Here is a 19,069-nt window from a genome sequence, read left to right on the forward strand (position 1 = left end):
GATTCAAAGCGCATCAAAGGCTCCTAACCGTTTCGCAATCGCCAGATAGATGGCGATGATAAGGATTGGCACCAGCGAGAAGGCGGCGGCAAAGGGCAAGTTGCCCGCCGTTCCCTGCTGCATGTAGACCACCTGACCGATATACATGGTCGAGTTGCCGATAATGCCGGGGATGATGTAATCACCGAGGGTCAGCGAGAAGGTGAAAATGGATCCCGCCACCACACCGGGCAACGCCAGCGGCAGGATCAGGTTGCGAAAGGTCTGGGCAGGTGTCGCCCCCAGATCGCTGCTCGCCTCCAAGAGGGATCGCGGTATACGCTCCACCGCCGCCTGAATGGGCAGGATCATGAAGGGCAGCCAGACATAGACGAACACGATAAAGGTGCCGAGCCGCGAGAAGGAGAGCGACGGGCCACCTATCACCGGCAAGGAGAGGATGGCATCGAGCAGCCACTCCAGCCCCATGCTGTCTGCCAGCCAGCTGACTACCCCCTCCTTGGCCAAAATCAGCTTCCAGGCATAGACCCGCACCAGATAGCTGGACCAGAGCGGCAGCATGATCCCCACATAGAACAGCGCCCGGGTCTTGCCACTGGTGTAGCGTGCCATGTAGTAGGCAACCGGAAAACCGAGCAGGGCGCAGGCCAGGGTCACCAGCAGCGACATGCCGACGGTGCGGCCGATCACATCCAGATTCTCCGGTCGCAGCAGGGCGACGAAGTTTTGCAGCCCCAGCTCGTGGCGCACCTGACCGCTGAACTCGTCCAGCCCGAACAAGGAGTTGGAGAGCAACATCAGCAAGGAGCCGACGTAGATGATGCCGAGCCACAGCAGCGGCGGCCCCAGCAGGATCGCCAGCAGCAGGCCGGGCCGCCCATAGAGCAGGGTCGAGAGGCGCCGCAGCGGCCTGAAACGGGCAGGTTCGGGCTGATGGTTCATGGCAAGACTCGCACTGTGAGGGGCACTCATGGCTGCGCCCCCTGATGGGCGCTGCTCAGGCGATGGATGGCCTGCTCCGGCCAGCTGAGGCTGACCCTGCTGCCACGGGCCAGACGGGCCTGCCCCTCATTGGGGTGATTGACGATGATCTCGAGCTGCTCCCCGAGATCAACCCGATAACGGACGAAGGGGCCCAGATACTCCACCTCGCGGATCTCCCCCGACCAGCCCGGCGCACCCGCCTCACCTAGCCGGATCCGCTCCGGGCGCACCATCATCTGGCTGCCGTCACCGCACAGCCGTCTGGCCTGCTCCCCTTCGAACAGATTGACGGTACCGACGAAGCGGGCCACAAACGGCGTCGCCGGAGCGTCGTAGATGGTATCGGGGGCGGCAATCTGCTCGATCTTGCCCTGACTGAAGATGCAGATCCGGTCGCTCATGGAGAGCGCCTCCTGCTGATCGTGGGTGACGAAGATAAAGGTGATGCCCAACTGGCGTTGCAACGCCTTGAGCTCAAGCTGCATCTGCTCGCGCAACTTGAGATCGAGGGCCCCCAGCGGCTCATCCAGCAGCAGGATGCGTGGCTGGTTGATAAGCGCCCGGGCGATGGCGATGCGCTGGCGCTGGCCGCCGGAGAGCTGGCTTGGGCGGCGCTTGCCGACCCCGGGCAGTCGCACCAGCTCCAGCATCTCGTCCACCTTGCGGTAACGCTCCGCCTTGGCGACCCCCTTGAGCATCAGGCCATAGCCGATGTTGTCGCGCACATCCATGTTGGGGAACAGGGCATAGTCCTGAAACACGGTGTTGAGGTTGCGATCATAGGGCGGCACGGTGGAGCAGGGTTCGCCAAACAGGCGGATCTCCCCGTCGCTCGGGTACTCGAAGCCCGCGATCATCCGCAGGCAAGTGGTCTTGCCGGAACCGCTCGGCCCCAGCAGGGTAAAGAATTCCCCGGAGGGGATCTGGAAAGAGATGTCGTCGACCGCCTTCACCTCGCCATAGTGGCGGCTGACCCGGTCAAATTGTACGGCGTTCATGGGGCATCCTTGTCTGTGCAGGGATGGGCCGGACTCCTGTCCGGCCCGCTTGATTATCCGCTCTCGGCAGTCGTGCAGAGGAGGCGCAGCGCCCCTGCCGTTGGCAAGGTGGCAGCGGTTCCGACCACCTTGCTCACCCCGCCTTAGCGGCCGCCCAGAATGGCGATATAGTCGGAAACCCAGCGGTAATAGGGCACGCAAGTTCCCTGGCTCTTGCACTGGGAGACCGGAGTGCGCCAGAAGCGAACCCGATCGAAGTTGTCGATACCGTTGGTTTTGCACCCGGTCGGGCCCAGCAGGGCATTGCCCTCACAGGCGGCAGGTACCACAGGCACCGAGCCAAACCAGGCGGCGAGATCCCCCTGCAGCTTGTTGCTCAGGGAGTGCTCCAGCCACTTGTAAGCGCAGGTGAGGTTCTTGGCATCGCTGTGCACCATGCTGGTATCGGCCCAACCGGTCACTCCCTCTTTCGGCACAGTGGTGGCGATGGGTTGCTTGTCGGCAATCAGGGCATTGGCCTGGAACGGCCAGGAGCCTGACGCGACCACCCCTTCGTTCTTGAAGTCATCGATCTGGACGAAAGCATCATGCCAGTAGCGTCCCACCAGCTGGCGCTGCTTGCGCAGCAGATCGAGGGAGGCCTTGTACTGATCCTCGTTCAGCTCGTAAGGATCCTTGATGCCCAGGGCAGGCTGATGGGTCATCAGATAGAGGGCGGCATCGGCGATGTGGATCGGGCCATCAAAGGCCTGCACCCGCCCCTTGTTGGACTTGCCATCCGCCAGGGTCTGTTCCTCGAATACCACGTTCCAGGAGTCCGGTGCCTTGGGGAACACCTTGGTGTTGTACATCAGGATATTGCCGCCCCACTGGTAGGGCACGCCGTAGTGCTTGCCATCCACAGTGTGCCAGGGGGCATTTTGCAGCCGGGGATCAATCTTGCTGTAGCTCGGGATGAGCGCCAGATTGAGCGCCTGCACCTTGCCACCGGCAATCAGACGCAGACTGGCATCGCCGGAGGCGGTCACCAGATCGAAGCCCCCCTCGTTCATCAACGCCACCATCTCGTCCGAGGTGGCCGCCGTCTTGACGCTCACCTTGCAGCCGGTCTCTTTCTCGAATCCGGTCACCCAGTCGTAGTTCTTGTCGGTCTCGCCACGCTCAACGTAGCCAGCCCAGGCCACGATATTGAGCTGGCCTTCACCCTTGCCGAGCTCGGTCGGGGCAGCCTGGGTCTGGCCTACCAGCAGCGCCGGCACAAGAGCCAGCATCAGAGGGGTCAATTTCATCATGCACTCCTTGCATTGTGTTGACTTGCATCAGGTGAAGGAACGCCGCCATTGGCGTTAACATCCTGTTAACCAGCAATGAGCTTAGGGGAGTGGCAATACGATGAATATTTCAATTTTTGGTGGCTCAGGTATCAGCTAAATCGATATCGAGTGCAGATGAATCTGATTTTTGGTGGCTACCCCGCAAGAGATGGCTAGCGAGGGAGCGCCTGACGGGCCCGCAACCGGCTCTGATCCCGCGCAATATCGATAAATTCCCGCGCAGTCCAATCCAGCCGAGAACCACGGCGCCACACCAGCCCGATATCGATGGCGGGAATGGGCTCCTTGATGGGGCGCGCCTCGACCCGCTCCTGTTCCAGCGACCAGGGGCGATAGGCAAAGTCGGGCAACAGGGCGACCCCGAGCTGGCTTGCCACCAGACTGCGCACCGCCTCCACCGACGCGGTGCGCAGCACGATGCGGGGAGAGATGCCGTAGCGGCGCAGGCCGCCACCGATGATCTGATCGAGCTGATCGGCGGTCAGCGAGATCATCGGCTCCTCCCCCAGCGCGGTGAGCGAGAGGGTCGACTCGGCGCAGAGCGGGTGGTTGGCGGCCAGCCAGAGCCGCAGCGGCGAACGGGTCAGCAATTCGGTATCAAACGCCTCTTGCCGGATGGTGCGGTTGGTCATCAGGATCCCCACATCCACCTCGCCGTTGACGATCTGGTGCTCCAGAAAAGGCTGTTCATCCTCCTTCACCTCGATCTGTACCGCCGGAAAGGCGCGGCGAAAGCGGCCAAGCGCCTCTGAGAGGTAGTAACCCGCCACCAAGGTGGTCACGCCGATGGTGAGTCGCCCCTGATCCTGCTGGGCCACCGCTTTGAGGGAGTGGCTCGCCTCGGTCATGGCGCCGAGAATGCGGCGGGCGTGGAGCAAAAACTGGTGCCCCTGAGTGGTGAGGGTGACGCCGCGCGGATTGCGCTCGAATAGCGGGGCGCCGAGCTCGGTCTCCAGCTCGCGAATGGCGCTGGTGACCGCCGACTGGGAGATATGCAACTCGGCGGCGGCACGACTCACTGAGAAGCTGTCGGCCACGGCCACAAAATAACGGATCTGGCGAAAGGTAAAGTTCATCGGGCATCCTTGCCGATTGGTACTATTGGTGTGATTGGTAAGATTGACTGCCAGCTTAACCGTAAACGGGCGTCTCGCCAAAACCGGGCACTGCTGCCAACTCAATGATCTGCCGATTAAAACCATGCCCCTGCGGCTTGGCGAGCACGACAGGGGCATGGGTCATCGCAGCAAGGTGCAGACAGGGCTATCAGGATTTGTTGAGATACCCCGCCAGCTGGCCGATCAGCCGCTTGCGCAGCTCACCGAGTTTCGGCTTCTCGTCCGCACACCAGGGCAGCGGGCGGCACGCTTCGATGGTGCGCAGACCAAGGCGAGCGGTGAGCAGCCCGGCCCCCACCCCTTGCGCCGCGCGGGCAGAGAGCTTGGCGGCAAACTCGGCGCCCAGCAAGTCCATCCCCACCTCGGTCACCAGCTCGGTGGCACCGGCGTAGAGCATGTTGCGAAACACCTGACGGATGAGGCGTATGCGGCTCCAGTAGCCGAGCTCGATGGCGTAGACATCGGCGATATCCTCGATCATCCGCAGGTTGCGCCACAACATCAGCATCATGTCGACGGTGGCGAGCGGGCTGAGCGCCACCAGCACAGCGGCCTCCCCCGACCATTTGGCCACCCGCGCCTGCGCCAGTTTGTCGCGTTCGCTCAATACCAGCTGACTGTAAAGGGTCAGCACCTCCCGATCGCTGTGGCTCTCGTCGAGCTGGGCCAGCCAGGTTTGATACCCCTCGCGCCCCTTGTCGCCACTTTTGACCGCCAACCCTTCGCAAAAGGCCTGCCCCTGCCCGACTCCCTGATGGGCCAGCAGATCTTCTGCTCGCGAGCGCACATCCTGACGCCGCTTGAGAGTGTGCAGCCGCAGCCACTCGCGCCCCACCACGCTGGCGGTGCCCGCCGCCACCAGCGCCGAGGCCGCCAGCCAGGCGCTGCCCCAGAGCGGGGTGGTGAGGAATTGATCGTAAAGAAAGGCGCCATACTGGCCCAACGAGAGCAGACCGACTGCCCCCAGCCCCCACGCCAGCAGCCGATGACGGCGACGCGGTTTGATGACGAGGGCGCTCTCCACCTCGGTGAACTCGTCCAGCTCGTCGAGGCGCTCGAAGCTCGCCTCCTCCAGCCGTTGGGCCGGAGCGGGCGGTCGCTCGTCACTGGCCACCGTCAAGGCTGGCTCAAGGATCACCTTGCCCTGCAGCGGTGGCCGCTCTTTTATCTGATCGTTCATCGCCTTATTCTCCTGAAAACAGTCTCCTGCGGGCGGCGCAGGAAACAAACCCGAGCCGCACACCGTTATTCGAGGTGATCCCCGAGCAGAAACTCCAGCGCCGCATCGAGCCGGATATGGGGCAACGCCTGATGGGCGCTCATGGGCATGGGGCGAAACGCCTGAAAATCAAAGCCCTGACTGTTCCACCACTGCACAGGCGGAATATGGGGAGGCACCTCCCCGGGGAATAGCAGCAGCGGCTCACCGTTCAGGCTGGTGCCACGGATGGCCGGGAACTCGCGGCCATTGGCCACCCCCTTGCCCACTTCGGTCGCCTTGATGGCGGCAAGCGCCAAGCACTCAGTGGTGATCCCCTCAAAACGAGCCTGACCGCGACCGCTGCGTACCAGATGCTGCAGCAGGGAGACCATGGGCCCATGCTGTTCGGGGGTGACGTGATCGGCCTTGCTCGCCACAAACAGCAGCTTGTCGATACGGGGCGAGAAGAGCCGCCGCCACCAGTTGCTTTTGCCGTAGGCAAAGCTCTCCATGATGCGGGCGATGGCCTGCTGCATGTCGCCAAAGCTGGCCGCCCCGGCGTTAAGCGGCTGCAGGCAATCCACCAGCACGATCTGGCGATCAAAGCCGGCAAAGTGCTGCTCATAAAAACCCTGCACCAGATGCTGCTTGTACTGCTCGAAGCGCTGCTTGAGAGTGGCGTAAAGAGTGCCATCGGCGGGCTCGCCGACAGGCATCTCCCACACCCAGGGGACAAATTGCAGCATGGGGGCACCGGCATACTCGCCCGGCAAGACGAAGCGGCCGGGCTGAATAAGGTGCAATCCCAGCTCCTGTTTGCAAGCATGCAAGTAGGCGGTGTAACGCTCGGCTAGCTCAGCCACCGGCCGCTCTTCGAAGCGCTGATCGACCTGCCACCCGGGTGTCAGCCAGCTGGCGGCAAGTGCCTGCAGCTCTGAGCGACGAAGCTGCTCGCGCACCTGTTCGCTCCACTGCTCGTAGCTCATCTCAAGGAGCGGCAAGTCGAGCAGCCACTCTCCGGGGTAGTCCACCAGATCCACGTAGAGGGTGGAGATCTCCCCCAGATGTTTGCGCAGGGGATGACGGGTGCGATAACGGATTTCGAGGCGCACTTCGGCCACCCCGCGGGTCGGCTCGGGCCAGGCAGGTGGATCGCCAAACAGGGAGTCGAGGCCACGCTCGTAGGCAAAGGTGGGGATGTGGGCATTGAGCTGCGGCACCCGGCGGGCGCCGAGGATGCGCCCTTGACGCAGGGCATCCCACAACGGCAAACGGCCGTCGATGGCCGCGTGTTCCAGCTGGTTGACCAGCGCCGTGATAAAGGCGGTTTTGCCGCTGCGAGAGAGGCCGGTCACCGCCAGCCGGATATGGCGATCCCGCACCCGGTTCACCACGTCGTTCGCCTTGTGTTGCAGGCGAGTCAACTTCTGTTCCAGTTTGTTGAGTATCAAGGCTTGATCCGTTCTCCCTTGGTGGTTGCATCCGGCGTGCTCAGCCGTGCGAGAGGTCGACCGCTTATCCACGTCTGGATAGTTGTCGTCGATAGTGGATCATCACAGAAGATTCCACCATCGACATTGAGTGCTTTAGCAAGCACTACAGCTTGCGAAATTCCCGCTGCAGGGTGAACTCCCTGGAGGTCACCAGTTTCTCGATCCGCTGAACTCTGGGCTCCAGCGCGTCAAGTTCCTGCGCGATGCGGCCCAGCGCCTGATGAGGGGTGATCCCCGCCTGCCAGCTGCGCGCTTTCATCCGCACCTCAGCAAAGTCGGCATCCTCTTGCGAATAGAGGGTGACCGGCTTTTTGTCGAGCAAGAACCAGGCGGCGATATAGGCGGTGAAGGTAATGAAACCGGCGAAGATAAGGCCACTGATGGCGAGCAACCGCACGATCCAGGTCTCCACCCCGAAATACTCAGCCAAACCGGCACAGATCCCGGCTATCTTGCCACGCTGGGGATCGCGATAGAGGTTACGCCCTTCACGACTGACACTGCTCATACCTTGTTCCTCCAACCGGGTACTTCTGCATCCAGAATTGATTCCAGCGCGCCCACGCGCTCCTGCATCTTCTCGGTGCGAGCCAGCAGCCCTTGCAGCTGTTCCCGCTCGCTATCGGCAAGACCGGCGCCAATGCGCCCCTTGGCACGATAGTGCAGCACCAGCCAGATGGGGGCTACCACCACCATGAAGACCACCATGGGAACCATCAATACACCCAGCAGATCTTCCATCTGTTACTCCCCCTGTTTGCCTTCGCTTTTGCTGTCGCCCTGACCCAGCTTCTGGCGCATGGCTTCCAACTCGCGGCTTATCTGATCGTCCACTTCCAGCTCGGCAAACTGCTGCGCCAGCGCCTTGTCGGACTGTCCCAGATCGGCGCGCGCTTCCATTTCGTCGATGCGACGCTCCATCCGCTCGAACTTGCTCACCACCGCCTGGCTCTCGCCACGGGCGACCTGGCTCTGCACATTGAGACGGCTGCTGGCCGCTTCGGTGCGAATGGCCATCGCCTTTTGACGGGCGCGGGCATCTTCCAGCTTGGCTTCGAGCTGACGGATCTCCTCACCCAGCTTCTCGATGCCGCTGTCGACCGCCTGCTGCTCGCGGTAGAGGGTCTCCGACAACTCGGTCTGTTTCTTCTTCTCGATAAGGGCCGCGCGGGCCAGATCTTCACGTCCCTTGGTCAGGGCCAGCTCGGCCTTGGCTTGCCACTCGTCAACCCGCTCCTGATGACGGGCGACCTGACGACCAATCTCTTTCTGGCTGGCGAGGAAGCGGGCCAGATTGGAACGCTCCTTGACCAACTCGTCCTCCATCTCCTGGATGATCAGGCGCACCATCTTCTGGGGATCTTCTGCCTTGTCGAGCAGGGCCGTCAGGTTGGAATTGATGATGTCGGCCAGACGGGAAAAAATACTCATGATTGCACTCCTGTTATTGGCATGGCGTTGTTTCTCCATTGACAATGGCAACTTGTGTGCCAATCTGGAACAAAATTTAACTTGTTGATTTATATGGGGCAGAATAGCCGGATTGCAAGATGCCTCGCGCAAGTGATGATTAAAATCACCAACTTTTGGTAAGATTGACCAGCTTTTACAACTGACAGGGATCACTATGACCACGGCCACGGAAAGCCTGCTGGGGGAATCCAACGCATTTCTCGAGATCATTGAGCAGGCCTCACGGCTCGCCCCGCTGCGCAAACCCGTGCTGATCATCGGTGAGCGGGGGACGGGCAAGGAGCTGATCGCCCACCGCCTACATTATCTCTCGGCGCGCTGGGATCAAAGCTTTGTCACCATCAACTGCGCCACCCTGAGCGAGAGCCTGCTGGAAACCGAGCTGTTCGGTCACGAAGCGGGGTCGTTTACTGGCGCCGCCAAACGCCATCAGGGCCGCTTCGAGCGGGCCGATGGCGGCACCCTCTTCCTCGACGAGCTGGCCACCACCAGCGCCCGGGTGCAGGAGAAGTTGCTGCGGGTCATCGAGTATGGCGAGTTTGAGCGGGTGGGTGGGGCCAAGCCCCTCAAGGTGGATGTGCGACTGGTCTGCGCCACCAACGAGGATCTCCCTGCGCTGGCCGACAAGGGGCAGTTTCGCCACGATCTGCTCGACCGGCTCGCGTTTGATGTGATCACCCTCCCCCCCTTGCGGGAGCGGCGGGAAGATATCCTGATGCTGGCGGAGCACTTCGCCCACAGCATGACCCGGGAACTGGGCTATCCGCTGTTTGCCGGTTTCTCGCGCAAGGCAACCCAGCTGCTGCTGGATTACCACTGGCCGGGCAACGTGCGGGAGCTGAAGAACGTGGTGGAGCGAAGTATCTATCGTCAGGGCAATCCCCAGTTGCCGCTCTCGACCCTGGTGCTCAACCCGTTTGATTCCCCCTGGCGACCACAGGTCACGCAACCTGCGCAAGAGGCCCGAAGCGAGGTACAATCTGCATCCCCCCTCGCCTTGCCGCTCGATCTCAAGCAGGCGGTGGCGGAGTACGAGATTAATTTACTCAAGCAAGCGATGCAGCAATCCCAGTATAATCAGCGCAAAGCCGCTCAACTGCTGGCCTTAAGCTATCACCAGTTCCGTGGCATGCTACGCAAATATCAGCTGCTGGATGGCGATAACGATGCAGAACAAGAGTGAAGGAGCGCGGTTGATGCCGACTCCAGCAACACGCCAGCCTTCGCGCTGGCACATTTGTATCAAAACGTGCGTACAAAACCCCTATAAGAACATGGTTCAACAATGAGAATGCTCACACCCTTGCTGCTGGGTCTGCTGGTGCTGGTCACCGGCTGCCAGAAGCAACCCGAGGCCTCCAAAACCGGACTCATCTATTGTGCTGAGGGATCCCCCCTCTCCTTCAATCCCCATGTTTCCAACTCCGGGGTGACACTGGATGCAAGTGCCCGTCCGCTCTACGACCGCCTGCTGGAGGTGAACCCCAACACCCTGGCGCTGGAGCCGGCGCTCGCCACCAACTGGCATGTCAGCGAGGATGGCCTCACCTATACCCTGACCCTGCGCAAGGGGGTGACGTTTCACCATACTCCCTGGTTCAAGCCCACCCGCACCTTCAATGCCGATGACGTGGTCTTCACCTATGCCCGCCAGCTTGACGAGCAGCACCCCTATCACAATGTGTCCGGCGGCGATTACCCCTACTTCTACAGCCTGGGGCAAGATCTGCTGATCAAACGGGTGAGCAAGAAGGGGCCGCAGACGGTGGTATTCGAGCTGAACCAGCCGAACGCCTCCTTCCTCGCCACCCTGGCCAGCGACTATGCGGTGATCCTCTCCGCCGAATACGCCGAGCAGATGTTGCAGGCGGGCACGCCAGCCCTGCTGGATAGCCGCCCCATCGGCACCGGGCCGTTCAGCTTCAAGGAGTATCGCCACAACGAGTTCATCCGCTATCTGCGCCACCCCGGCTACTGGGGCGGCGATGCCAAGATTGAACAGCTGGTCTACGACATCACCCCCAAATCCGCCAAACGGCTGGCCAAGCTGCTGACCGGCGAGTGCGACGTTATGAGCACCCCTTCCGCTAGCCAGCTCTCGGTGATCAAGCAAAATCCGGCGCTGAGTCTCTCGGTCCAGTCGGGGATGAACGTCGCCTTTTTGGCCCTCAATACCCGCAAGCCGCCGTTCAACAACGTCAAGGTGCGTCAGGCCATTGCCAGCGCCATCAATATCGACAACCTGCTTCAGGCGGTCTATTTCGATACCGGCCTGCCCGCCAACAGCCTGTTGCCGACCCTCTCATGGGGTTACAACCCCAGCCTGCCCGAGCGCAAACCCGACCTGAAACGGGCGCGCCAGCTGCTCAAGGAGGCGGGTCTGGAGAAAGGGTTCGAGATGCAGGTGCTGGTGCAACCGGACGCCCGCCCCTACAACCCGGATGCGGTCAAGACCGCCCAGCTGATCCGCAGCGATCTGGCCAAGGTCGGGATCAAGCTCAAGATCGTGCAACGGGAGTGGCCGGTGATCGAAGGCCGCCTCACCAAGGGGCAGTACGACAGCCTGCTCTCCGGCTGGATTGCCGACAACGCCGACCCGGACAACTTCTTCCGTCAGCTGCTGAGCTGCTCGGCAGTGGAGCGCGGCAACAACTACAGCCGCTGGTGCAGCCCGGCCTTCGATCAGTTGCTGGATGATGCGGTCACCACGCCCCAGCTCTCGTTCCGGCTGCGCAACTACTACTATGCCCAGACCCTGCTCAACGAACAGCTGCCGCTGATCCCGCTGGCGCACGCCTTGCGTACCCAGGTCAGCCGCAGCGACATCGAGGGGCTGACGCTGATGCCCTTTGGCGGCACCTCCTTCAACCAGGCTCACAGGGAGTAAGCATGCTTCTATACACCTTGCGCCGCATCAACCTGCTGCTTATCACTCTGCTCGCGCTGACCTTTGTCGCCTATCTGCTGGACTATCGGCTGATCGGCAATCAGCTCAGCTTCTGGAGCGGCTACCCCGATTTCCTGCGCCGTATTTTCGCAGGTGACCTGGGGCTCTCCAGCGTCTCCGGGCTGCCGGTGCTGGACGAGATCCGCCACTACTTCCCGGCGACCCTGATCCTCTGTCTGGCGGCGTTCGCCATCTCGCTGCTGGTGGGCATTCCTCTCGGAACCCTGGCTGCCCTGTCACAGGGAAAGACGCTGGATCTCTCCATCATGACTGCCGGTCTTATCGGCTATGCGGTGCCGGTGTTCTGGTTGGCACTGCTGGTGGTGATGCTCTTTTCGCTGGATCTCGGCTGGTTGCCGGCGTCGGGCCAGATCAGCCTGCTCTACGATGTACCACACATTACCGGTATTGCCCTGATCGATGTATTGTTGAGCCACGAGCCCTGGCGACAAGCAGCACTACATGATGCCCTGCGCCACCTTATTCTCCCGTCACTGGTGCTGGCGGTGGTGCCCACCACCGAGGTGATCCGTCATGTGCGCAGCTCCCTCATCGACGTGATGAAGCAGAACTACATCAAGGCGGCGGCGAGCCGGGGCCTGTCCAAGGCGCAGATCGTCTGGCGCCATGGTCTGAAGAACGCCCTGCCGCCGGTACTCCCGCTGCTGGGCTTGCAACTGGGCAGCGTGCTCACCTCCGCCATGATCACCGAGGTGGTGTTCGAGTGGCACGGGATCGGCCGCTGGCTCATCAGCAGCATCGCCCTGCAGGATTACGCCGCCATTCGTGGTGCGACTCTGGTGGTGGCCAGTTTCGTTATTCTGATCAGCGTCAGCACAGAGTTGCTGACCACCCTTATCTATCCGGCACGGCGCAAAGAGCTCTATGCCAAACAGGATTGAACGCGCTCATGGCGTGACCAGGAGCCAGGTACCCTATGCAAGATAAATCGAATATTTACCCCGAACTCAAGATCCTTTCGCCCCTTGAGCAGACGTGGGCATCCTATCGCCGTAACCCGCTGGCGATGGCGGGTCTCTGGTGTTTTTTACTGTTGCTGCTTGTCACTCTGGTGGGGCCACTGGTCGTTCCCTACGGCATTGATGAACAACACACCGACAAGCTGCTGCTGGCCCCCTCCTGGGCGGCAACCGGCAATATCGACTACTTCCTGGGCACCGATGATTTGGGGCGCGACATGCTCTCCCGGCTGGTGGTAGGAGCACGTCTCACCTTCGGCTGTGCCCTGGTCGTGGTGGCGATCGCCATGGTGGTCGGCTCTGCCATTGGTATCCTCGGTGGCATGAGCAAGGGGCTCAAATCGAGTGTGCTGCACCATCTGCTCGATACTCTGCTCTCCATCCCTTCCCTGTTAATGGCCATCATCATGGTTGCCATTCTGGGCCCGGGCCTTGGCAACACCCTGATCGCCATTACCCTGGCATTGATCCCCCCCTTTATACGGGCCACTTACAACGCGGTGCATGCCGAGATGCAGAAGGAGTACATCATTGCCAGTCGGCTCGATGGCTCACCCCCCTTCAGGATCATGCGTCTGGCTATTTTGCCCAATATCGTCGAAACCCTGGTGGCCCAGACTACTCGCACCTTGTCGGCAGCCATCCTCGATATCTCGGCAGTCGGTTTTCTCGGCCTCGGCGCCCAGTCTCCCCAACCGGAGTGGGGCACCATGCTGGCTGATTCGAGCGATCTCATCTATCTCGCCCCCTGGACCGTCACTTTGCCGGGCATGGCTATCCTGTTCAGCGTGCTGGTGACCAATTTAGTTGGTGAAGGCATTCGTGAAGCACTCAAAGAGGGGAATGACTGATGCCGCTGCTCGATATTCGCAATCTCACCATCGAGATCGACACCCCGCAAGGCAAGGTCAAGGCGGTGGACAAGGTGAGCCTGACCCTGACCGAGGGGGAGATCCGCGGTCTGGTGGGTGAATCCGGCTCCGGCAAGAGTCTGATCGCCAAGGTGATCGTCGGCATCGAGAAGGACAACTGGACGGTACGTGCCGACCGGATGCGCTTCAACGACATGGATCTGCTGACCATGGCCCCCAAGGAGCGCCGTCGCATCATGGGTCGCGAGATCGCCATGATCTTCCAGGACCCCATCAGCTGTCTCGACCCCTCCGAGGAGATCGGCACCCAGCTGGAAGAGGCGATCCCGACCGATTCGTTCGAGGGACAATTCTGGCAGCGCTTCCAGTGGCGCAAGAAGAAGGCCATCGCCCTGCTGCACCGGGTAGGCGTCAAGGATCACCGCAAGGTGATGCGCGCCTATCCCCATGAGCTGTCGGATGGCATGTGCCAGAAAGTGATGATCGCCATGGCCATTGCCAACCAGCCGCGTCTGCTGGTAGCCGACGAGCCCACCAGCGCCATGGAGTCCACCACCCACTCCCAGATCCTGCGACTGCTGGACAAGATGAACAAGCTGGGCAATACCACCATCCTGATCATCAGTAACGATATCGCCGCCATCGCCAACCTGACCGATACCATCAACGTGATGTATTGCGGCCAGATGGTGGAGGTGGGCACCCGGGAGCAGATCCTCGAAACCCCGCATCACCCCTATACCGATGCCCTGCTCAAATCGATCCCCGACTTTGACAAGCTGGTGCGCCACAAGTCGCGCCTCGAGACCCTGCCCGGCGTCATACCGCCGCTGCAACACCTGCCCATCGGTTGCCGTCTGGGGCCGCGCTGCCCCTACGCCCAGAAGCAGTGTGTGCAGACTCCGTTGATGAACAAGATCAAGGGCCATCAGTTCAGCTGTCACTTCCCGCTGAACATGGAGGAGCCGAAAAAATGATGACCGTTAATGCCCCCATGAAGGAGCCCCGCTTGTGATCGAGCCATCCCTGTTGCAGGTCAGAGGCCTTAGCAAAACCTACCAGAACCGCACCGGTCTGTTCCGTCGTCAGGCGGTGGAGGCGATCAAGCCCCTCTCGTTCGATCTCGAAGTGGGTCAGACCCTCGCCATCGTCGGCGAAGCTGGCTCCGGCAAGAGTACCCTCGCCCGCATTCTGGCTGGCATGATCGAACCCACCAGCGGCGACATCGCCATCGACGGCCAGCTGATGGTGCATGGCGATTACCAGACGCGCTGCAAACTGCTGCGGATGATTTTTCAGGATCCCAACACCTCGCTGAACCGCAAGATCCGGGTCGGCCAGATCCTGGAGACACCGCTGCGCCTCAACACCGAGATGACTGAAGAGGAGCGCCGCGAGAAGGTGGTGCAGACCCTGCGTATGGTGGGGATGCTGCCGGATCACGCCCTCTTCTACCCGCAGATGCTCTCCTCCGGTCAGCAGCAGCGGGTGGCGTTGGCGCGCGCGCTGATCCTCAACCCCAAGATAGTGGTGGCCGATGAGGCGCTCTCCACCCTGGATATCTCGGTACGCTCCCAGATCATCAATCTGCTGCTGGAGATGCAGGAGACCATGGGACTGAGTTATGTGCTGGTAGCCAACGATTTGGGTATCGTCAGCCATATCAGCGACGAGGTGCTGGTAATGCACGAAGGTCGGGTGGTGGAGCGCGGCAAGACTCTCAAGGTGTTTGCCGATCCCCAGCATGAGGTGACTCGCCGTCTCATCCAGAACTACAACAACGAATACCGCAAATAGAGAGGCGCTGGCCGCTCCCTTGCCGCTGTGTTTCGCCGAGCTCACTCGGCGAGATCAAAAAAGCCCACTGCATGCAGTGGGCTTTCTGTTACCGGCGTTGCTGCTTAGGCTTGCAGCAGCAGACGGTTGATGCGGGAGACGAAGCTCGCCGGATCGTTCAGCCCGCCCTGCTCGGCCAGCTGGGCCTGTTCGTGCAGCAGGGTGACCCACTCACCGAACAGTGCCTCGTCTTCGATGGTGTCGAGTTTCTTCACCAGCGCGTGGTCAGGGTTGAGCTCCAGAATGTACTTCTGCTCCGGTACCGGCTGGCCGGCCGCACGCATCAGCTTGATCATCTGGGTGCTCATACCGTAAGCGTCGGTGACGATGCAAGAGGGGGAGTCGGTCAGACGGTGAGTGACACGCACCTCTTTCACTGCATCGCCCAGGCTCTTCTTGACCCGCTCAACCAGACCGGCATTGGCCTTCTCGGCCTCTTCCTGTGCCTGCTTGGAGGCTTCGTCTTCCAGATCGCCGAGATCCAGCTCGCCACGGGTGACGGAGATGAGCTGCTTGCCGTCGAACTCGGTCAGGTGGCTCATCAGCCACTCATCCACACGCTCCCACATCAGCAGCACTTCGACACCCTTCTTGCGGAAGATCTCGAGGTGCGGGCTGTTCTTGGCAGCGGCATAGGAGTCAGCAGTGATGTAGTAGATCTTCTGCTGGCCTTCCTTCATGCGACCAACGTAATCCTCGAGAGAGACTGTCTGGGCTTCGCCCTCTCCAGCGGTGCTGGCAAAGCGCAGGAGCTTCGCGATCTCTTCGCGGTTGGCGTAATCCTCGGCCGGGCCCTCTTTGAGCACGTTACCGAACTCTTTCCAGAACTTGGCGTACTTCTCGGCATCGTCTTTCGCCAGCTTGGAGAGCATGGTCAGGACGCGCTTGGAGCAAGCTTTGCGCAGGGAGGCGGTCACCTTGTTGTCCTGCAGGATCTCGCGGCTAACGTTGAGCGGCAGATCGTTGGAGTCCAGCACCCCTTTGACAAAGCGCAGGTAGGTCGGCATAAACTGCTCGGCGTCGTCCATGATAAAGACGCGCTGTACGTAGAGCTTCAGACCGTGCTTCTGCTCGCGGTTATAGAGGTCAAACGGTGCGCGGGCCGGTACGTAGAGCAGGCTGGTATACTCCTGCGCCCCTTCCACCCGGTTGTGACCCCACAGAAGCGGGTCTTCAAAGTCGTGGGCGACGTGCTTGTAGAACTCCTGATACTCCTCGTCCTTGATATCTTTCGGGTTGCGGGTCCACAGTGCCGTGGCGCGGTTGACCTGCTCCCACTCGCCCGGGGTGCCGACGATGGTCTCACCATCCTCTTCCCGATCCGGGGTGCCCTCTTTGTACATCTCTACAGGCACGCTGATGTGATCGGAATATTTGCCCACCACGGAGCGCAGACGCCAGTCATCGAGGAACTCGTCCTCTTCGGCACGCAGGTGCAGGATGACATCGGTACCGCGACCCTCTTTGGTCACATCAGCGACGGTGAAGGAGCCTTCGCCTTCCGATTCCCACTGTACGCCCTGCTCCGGAGCAGTACCGGCGGCACGGGAGACCACGGTCACCTTGTCGGCCACGATAAAGGCGGAGTAGAAACCGACCCCGAACTGACCGATCAGTTGGGAATCCTTACCCTGATCGCCGGAGAGGTTTTTGAAGAATTCTGCGGTGCCGGACTTGGCGATGGTACCCAGGTGCTCAATCACCTGATCACGGGTCATACCGATCCCGTTATCGGAGATGGTCAGGGTACGCTTCTCTTTGTCCACCACCAGACGCACACGCAACTGGCCGTCGTTTTCGAACAAAGAGGCATCGGAAAGCGCCTTGAAGCGCAGCTTGTCCGCCGCATCGGATGCGTTGGAGATCAGCTCGCGCAGGAATACTTCTTTGTTGGAGTAGAGGCTGTGAGCCATCAGGCTCAGCAGTTGTTTGACTTCAGTCTGAAAGCCGTGGGTTTCGGCATGAACACTTTGGGTCATGGACCAATCCTCAGAAACATCGGGTTGAACATATGCCCAACCTAGATGGGGACAGCGCTCCAAATATCAAGGGGGCGAATGTGCAATCCTGCTCATTCGCCCCCTTTTTCCATTCAACTGCCGATTTTCTGATCAGGCCGTAATGGCACAATCCTCTCCAGCCCCTTATTTGAGGCGCTGGCGCCCCATCAGGGAGTGGGAGAGCGTGGTGCCATCCACCAGCTCCAGCTCGCCCCCCACCGGCACCCCATGGGCGATGCGACTCACCTCCACCCCGGCGGCACGGGCCATGTCGGCGATATACCAGGCGGTAGCATCCCCCTCGATAGTGGGATTGGTGGCGAGGATCAGCTCGCTGATGTGCTCTTCCTTCAGACGGCGCTCGAGAATATCGAGCCCCAGCTCCTCCGGGCCTATGCCGTCCAGCGGCGACAGATGGCCCATCAGCACAAAGTAACGACCGGAAAACTGGCCGGTCTGCTCGATGGCGGCCACGTCCGCCGGGCTCTCCACCACACAGAGCAGGCCATTCTCTTCCCGCTTGGGATTGGCGCAGATATCGCAGCGATCGTTCTCGGTAAAGGTGCGGCAGTGGCTGCAGTGACCGATCTCGGTCAGGGCGCGGGAGAGCAGCTGGGCCAACCGCAAACCGCCGCTGCGCTCACGCTCGAGCAGGGTAAAGGCCATCCGCTGGGCAGACTTGGGCCCCACCCCCGGCAATACCTGCAGGGCTCTCATCATCTCATCGAGCAGGGGACTGAACTTCATAACACTCCTTACACAGGCCAGCCCCTCGCCACCACCAGGGCCACGACGGGTCAGCAAAACAGGATAACGCCATTGGCGCAGGACTATACCCGAGCCGGCCCATGACTGCCATTTGCTTTGCTGGCCAGCGCAAAAACGCGGCGCTTATATTTGGTCAAAGACAAACGGGTGGTGTAATAAAAGATCGCTCCCCTCATCAGGACAAGGAGGTTAAATGGAGACACAACATATAAAGCCTCTGGTCCGCCGAAACGGGCTAACCCTGATCTGGGCCGGGGGGCTCATCACCAGCCTGATGCTATTACTACTCTGGTTGCTTGTGGAAGGCCCGGTGCTCCCGGCCTATATATTGCTACTGAGTGGCATAATGATAACCTTGATAGGCTGGTTCAAGCTCAATGAGCCCCCGATCAGCCTATCCCTATGCCAGCACTCCCTCCACTATCACCACAAATATGGCGGCTGGGCACTGAAGTGGCACAACATCCAGCGTATCGATCAACCCAGAATCCATGTTGGTTGGGATCTCCAGCCCCTGCCCTATATCGGTTTCAAGATAAAACAGTATGACGAGTTTCTGACACTGATCACTCCCAGACTGGCCGTGCATCTGTTGACAGAGCAGCGCCCTGTGTTGCTGCATGCCCTGCATAATGAGCAGCTCCATGGGCAGCCAGTGCATACCAATGACCCCTTACAAGGCATCGACTGGCTGGAAGAGAGTCACTTTTGCTCCCCGCAAGGGCTGCACTACGATGGAGCATTGGCCATGCTGGCTCAACGGATGATTCGCATGCGCCACTTGCTCGGTTATGACCTGTTGATCCCGGTAGGCAGCCTGGATCGGGAACCGGATGATTTCCTCAAACTGCTGCGCCAATACAGGCAGGAGGCGATCGTCTCTCCACTACCTTCATCAGAGCCACATGCTCAATAACCCCCATGCCAAGTGGTTGTCGCTACGTCCCAGGCACTGAACGGTGAGCTATCCAACGCGGTTGTAACACCCATTAGACGATTGCAGAGAGTGCTGATGAGAACTACCGATTCCCATAACACTAAATACTCATACCCTGAAGTAACCAC

At 60.7% G+C, this 19,069-nt stretch carries 18 protein-coding genes; 7 read left to right on the forward strand and 11 right to left on the reverse strand.

The genetic code is table 11. The annotated features are described in order from the left end of the window. Positions 1-3 precede the first annotated feature (3 nt). From G5137_RS12105 to pspA, 9 genes are all read right to left on the reverse strand, one after another. Positions 4-972 carry an ABC transporter permease gene (locus tag G5137_RS12105; RefSeq protein ID WP_005346227.1) on the reverse strand — a complete coding sequence of 323 codons (969 nt, stop codon included), beginning with the start codon at positions 970-972 and terminating at the stop codon, positions 4-6. Next, positions 969-1,982 carry an ABC transporter ATP-binding protein gene (locus G5137_RS12110; protein WP_421255444.1) on the reverse strand — a complete coding sequence of 338 codons (1,014 nt, stop codon included), beginning with the start codon at positions 1,980-1,982 and terminating at the stop codon, positions 969-971. Before G5137_RS12110 ends, G5137_RS12105 begins: the two co-directional genes overlap by 4 nt. Positions 1,983-2,125: 143 nt before the next feature. After that, complete coding sequence (locus G5137_RS12115; protein ID WP_213387350.1) at positions 2,126-3,271, reverse strand: ABC transporter substrate-binding protein; 1,146 nt, start codon at positions 3,269-3,271, stop codon at positions 2,126-2,128. A 197-nt stretch (positions 3,272-3,468) separates the two neighbouring features. Continuing rightward, positions 3,469-4,392 carry a LysR family transcriptional regulator gene (locus tag G5137_RS12120; protein WP_005346246.1) on the reverse strand — a complete coding sequence of 308 codons (924 nt, stop codon included), beginning with the start codon at positions 4,390-4,392 and terminating at the stop codon, positions 3,469-3,471. Between the two features lie 190 nt (positions 4,393-4,582). Continuing rightward, the gene (locus G5137_RS12125; RefSeq protein ID WP_421255445.1) at positions 4,583-5,614 is read right to left on the reverse strand and encodes a YcjF family protein; all 1,032 of its coding nucleotides are present in this window, start codon (positions 5,612-5,614) and stop codon (positions 4,583-4,585) included. Positions 5,615-5,679: 65 nt separating this feature from the next. Next, a complete protein-coding gene (locus G5137_RS12130; RefSeq protein ID WP_421255446.1) occupies positions 5,680-7,086 on the reverse strand; it encodes a YcjX family protein in 1,407 nt (468 codons plus the stop codon). A 145-nt stretch (positions 7,087-7,231) separates the two neighbouring features. Beyond that, positions 7,232-7,636 carry an envelope stress response membrane protein PspC gene (pspC, locus tag G5137_RS12135; RefSeq protein WP_005333670.1) on the reverse strand — a complete coding sequence of 135 codons (405 nt, stop codon included), beginning with the start codon at positions 7,634-7,636 and terminating at the stop codon, positions 7,232-7,234. Further along, a complete protein-coding gene (pspB, locus tag G5137_RS12140) occupies positions 7,633-7,869 on the reverse strand; it encodes an envelope stress response membrane protein PspB (RefSeq protein ID WP_005333672.1) in 237 nt (78 codons plus the stop codon). Before pspB ends, pspC begins: the two co-directional genes overlap by 4 nt. A 3-nt stretch (positions 7,870-7,872) precedes the next feature. Then, positions 7,873-8,559 (reverse strand): phage shock protein PspA, encoded by a 687-nt coding sequence (gene pspA / locus G5137_RS12145; RefSeq protein ID WP_005361184.1) that lies wholly within the window; start codon positions 8,557-8,559, stop codon positions 7,873-7,875. Positions 8,560-8,755: 196 nt separating this feature from the next. On the opposite strand from pspA, the gene pspF reads away from it, so the two are divergent. From pspF to G5137_RS12175, 6 genes are all read left to right on the forward strand, one after another. Beyond that, the gene (gene pspF, locus G5137_RS12150) at positions 8,756-9,784 is read left to right on the forward strand and encodes a phage shock protein operon transcriptional activator (protein ID WP_005333674.1); all 1,029 of its coding nucleotides are present in this window, start codon (positions 8,756-8,758) and stop codon (positions 9,782-9,784) included. Between the two features lie 108 nt (positions 9,785-9,892). Continuing rightward, positions 9,893-11,488 carry an ABC transporter substrate-binding protein SapA gene (sapA, locus tag G5137_RS12155; protein WP_041202111.1) on the forward strand — a complete coding sequence of 532 codons (1,596 nt, stop codon included), beginning with the start codon at positions 9,893-9,895 and terminating at the stop codon, positions 11,486-11,488. Between the two features lie 2 nt (positions 11,489-11,490). Then, on the forward strand, positions 11,491-12,450 hold the full coding sequence (locus G5137_RS12160) for an ABC transporter permease (protein WP_421255447.1): 960 nt from the start codon (positions 11,491-11,493) through the stop codon (positions 12,448-12,450). A gap of 35 nt (positions 12,451-12,485) precedes the next feature. After that, positions 12,486-13,379: an ABC transporter permease subunit gene (locus tag G5137_RS12165; protein ID WP_005346264.1), complete on the forward strand. Its 894-nt coding sequence runs from the start codon at positions 12,486-12,488 to the stop codon at positions 13,377-13,379. Further along, entirely contained in the window at positions 13,379-14,377 is a 999-nt protein-coding gene (locus G5137_RS12170; RefSeq protein ID WP_005333679.1) for an oligopeptide/dipeptide ABC transporter ATP-binding protein, read from the forward strand. Before G5137_RS12165 ends, G5137_RS12170 begins: the two co-directional genes overlap by 1 nt. Before the next feature lie 34 nt (positions 14,378-14,411). Then, positions 14,412-15,197, forward strand: a complete 786-nt coding sequence (locus tag G5137_RS12175; RefSeq protein ID WP_005333681.1) for an ATP-binding cassette domain-containing protein — start codon at positions 14,412-14,414, stop codon at positions 15,195-15,197. Positions 15,198-15,301: 104 nt separating this feature from the next. On the opposite strand, the gene htpG is transcribed toward G5137_RS12175, so the two are convergent. Both htpG and recR read right to left on the reverse strand, forming a co-directional pair. Further along, complete coding sequence (gene htpG, locus G5137_RS12180) at positions 15,302-17,215, reverse strand: molecular chaperone HtpG (RefSeq protein WP_005352676.1); 1,914 nt, start codon at positions 17,213-17,215, stop codon at positions 15,302-15,304. A 165-nt stretch (positions 17,216-17,380) separates the two neighbouring features. Then, on the reverse strand, positions 17,381-17,983 hold the full coding sequence (gene recR, locus G5137_RS12185; protein WP_128835526.1) for a recombination mediator RecR: 603 nt from the start codon (positions 17,981-17,983) through the stop codon (positions 17,381-17,383). Positions 17,984-18,197: 214 nt separating this feature from the next. On the opposite strand from recR, the gene G5137_RS12190 reads away from it, so the two are divergent. Next, on the forward strand, positions 18,198-18,920 hold the full coding sequence (locus G5137_RS12190; protein WP_421255448.1) for a DUF2982 domain-containing protein: 723 nt from the start codon (positions 18,198-18,200) through the stop codon (positions 18,918-18,920). Positions 18,921-19,069 lie beyond the last annotated feature (149 nt).

It is taken from the genome of Aeromonas sp. 600282, from assembly GCF_049175755.1.
In the GTDB taxonomy this organism is placed as follows: domain Bacteria; phylum Pseudomonadota; class Gammaproteobacteria; order Enterobacterales; family Aeromonadaceae; genus Aeromonas; species Aeromonas veronii_A.

Excerpts from the sequence above, each read along its gene's own strand:
- G5137_RS12105 (WP_005346227.1), bottom strand. The coding sequence starts at position 972 with ATGAGTGCCCCTCACAGTGCGAGTCTTGCCATGAACCATCAGCCCGAA.
- G5137_RS12110 (WP_421255444.1), bottom strand. The coding sequence starts at position 1,982 with ATGAACGCCGTACAATTTGACCGGGTCAGCCGCCACTATGGCGAGGTG.
- G5137_RS12115 (WP_213387350.1), bottom strand. The coding sequence starts at position 3,271 with ATGAAATTGACCCCTCTGATGCTGGCTCTTGTGCCGGCGCTGCTGGTA.
- G5137_RS12120 (WP_005346246.1), bottom strand. The coding sequence starts at position 4,392 with ATGAACTTTACCTTTCGCCAGATCCGTTATTTTGTGGCCGTGGCCGAC.
- G5137_RS12125 (WP_421255445.1), bottom strand. The coding sequence starts at position 5,614 with ATGAACGATCAGATAAAAGAGCGGCCACCGCTGCAGGGCAAGGTGATC.
- pspC (WP_005333670.1), bottom strand. The coding sequence starts at position 7,636 with ATGAGCAGTGTCAGTCGTGAAGGGCGTAACCTCTATCGCGATCCCCAG.
- pspB (WP_005333672.1), bottom strand. The coding sequence starts at position 7,869 with ATGGAAGATCTGCTGGGTGTATTGATGGTTCCCATGGTGGTCTTCATG.
- pspA (WP_005361184.1), bottom strand. The coding sequence starts at position 8,559 with ATGAGTATTTTTTCCCGTCTGGCCGACATCATCAATTCCAACCTGACG.
- pspF (WP_005333674.1), top strand. The coding sequence starts at position 8,756 with ATGACCACGGCCACGGAAAGCCTGCTGGGGGAATCCAACGCATTTCTC.
- sapA (WP_041202111.1), top strand. The coding sequence starts at position 9,893 with ATGCTCACACCCTTGCTGCTGGGTCTGCTGGTGCTGGTCACCGGCTGC.
- G5137_RS12160 (WP_421255447.1), top strand. The coding sequence starts at position 11,491 with ATGCTTCTATACACCTTGCGCCGCATCAACCTGCTGCTTATCACTCTG.
- G5137_RS12165 (WP_005346264.1), top strand. The coding sequence starts at position 12,486 with ATGCAAGATAAATCGAATATTTACCCCGAACTCAAGATCCTTTCGCCC.
- G5137_RS12170 (WP_005333679.1), top strand. The coding sequence starts at position 13,379 with ATGCCGCTGCTCGATATTCGCAATCTCACCATCGAGATCGACACCCCG.
- htpG (WP_005352676.1), bottom strand. The coding sequence starts at position 17,215 with ATGACCCAAAGTGTTCATGCCGAAACCCACGGCTTTCAGACTGAAGTC.
- recR (WP_128835526.1), bottom strand. The coding sequence starts at position 17,983 with ATGAAGTTCAGTCCCCTGCTCGATGAGATGATGAGAGCCCTGCAGGTA.
- G5137_RS12190 (WP_421255448.1), top strand. The coding sequence starts at position 18,198 with ATGGAGACACAACATATAAAGCCTCTGGTCCGCCGAAACGGGCTAACC.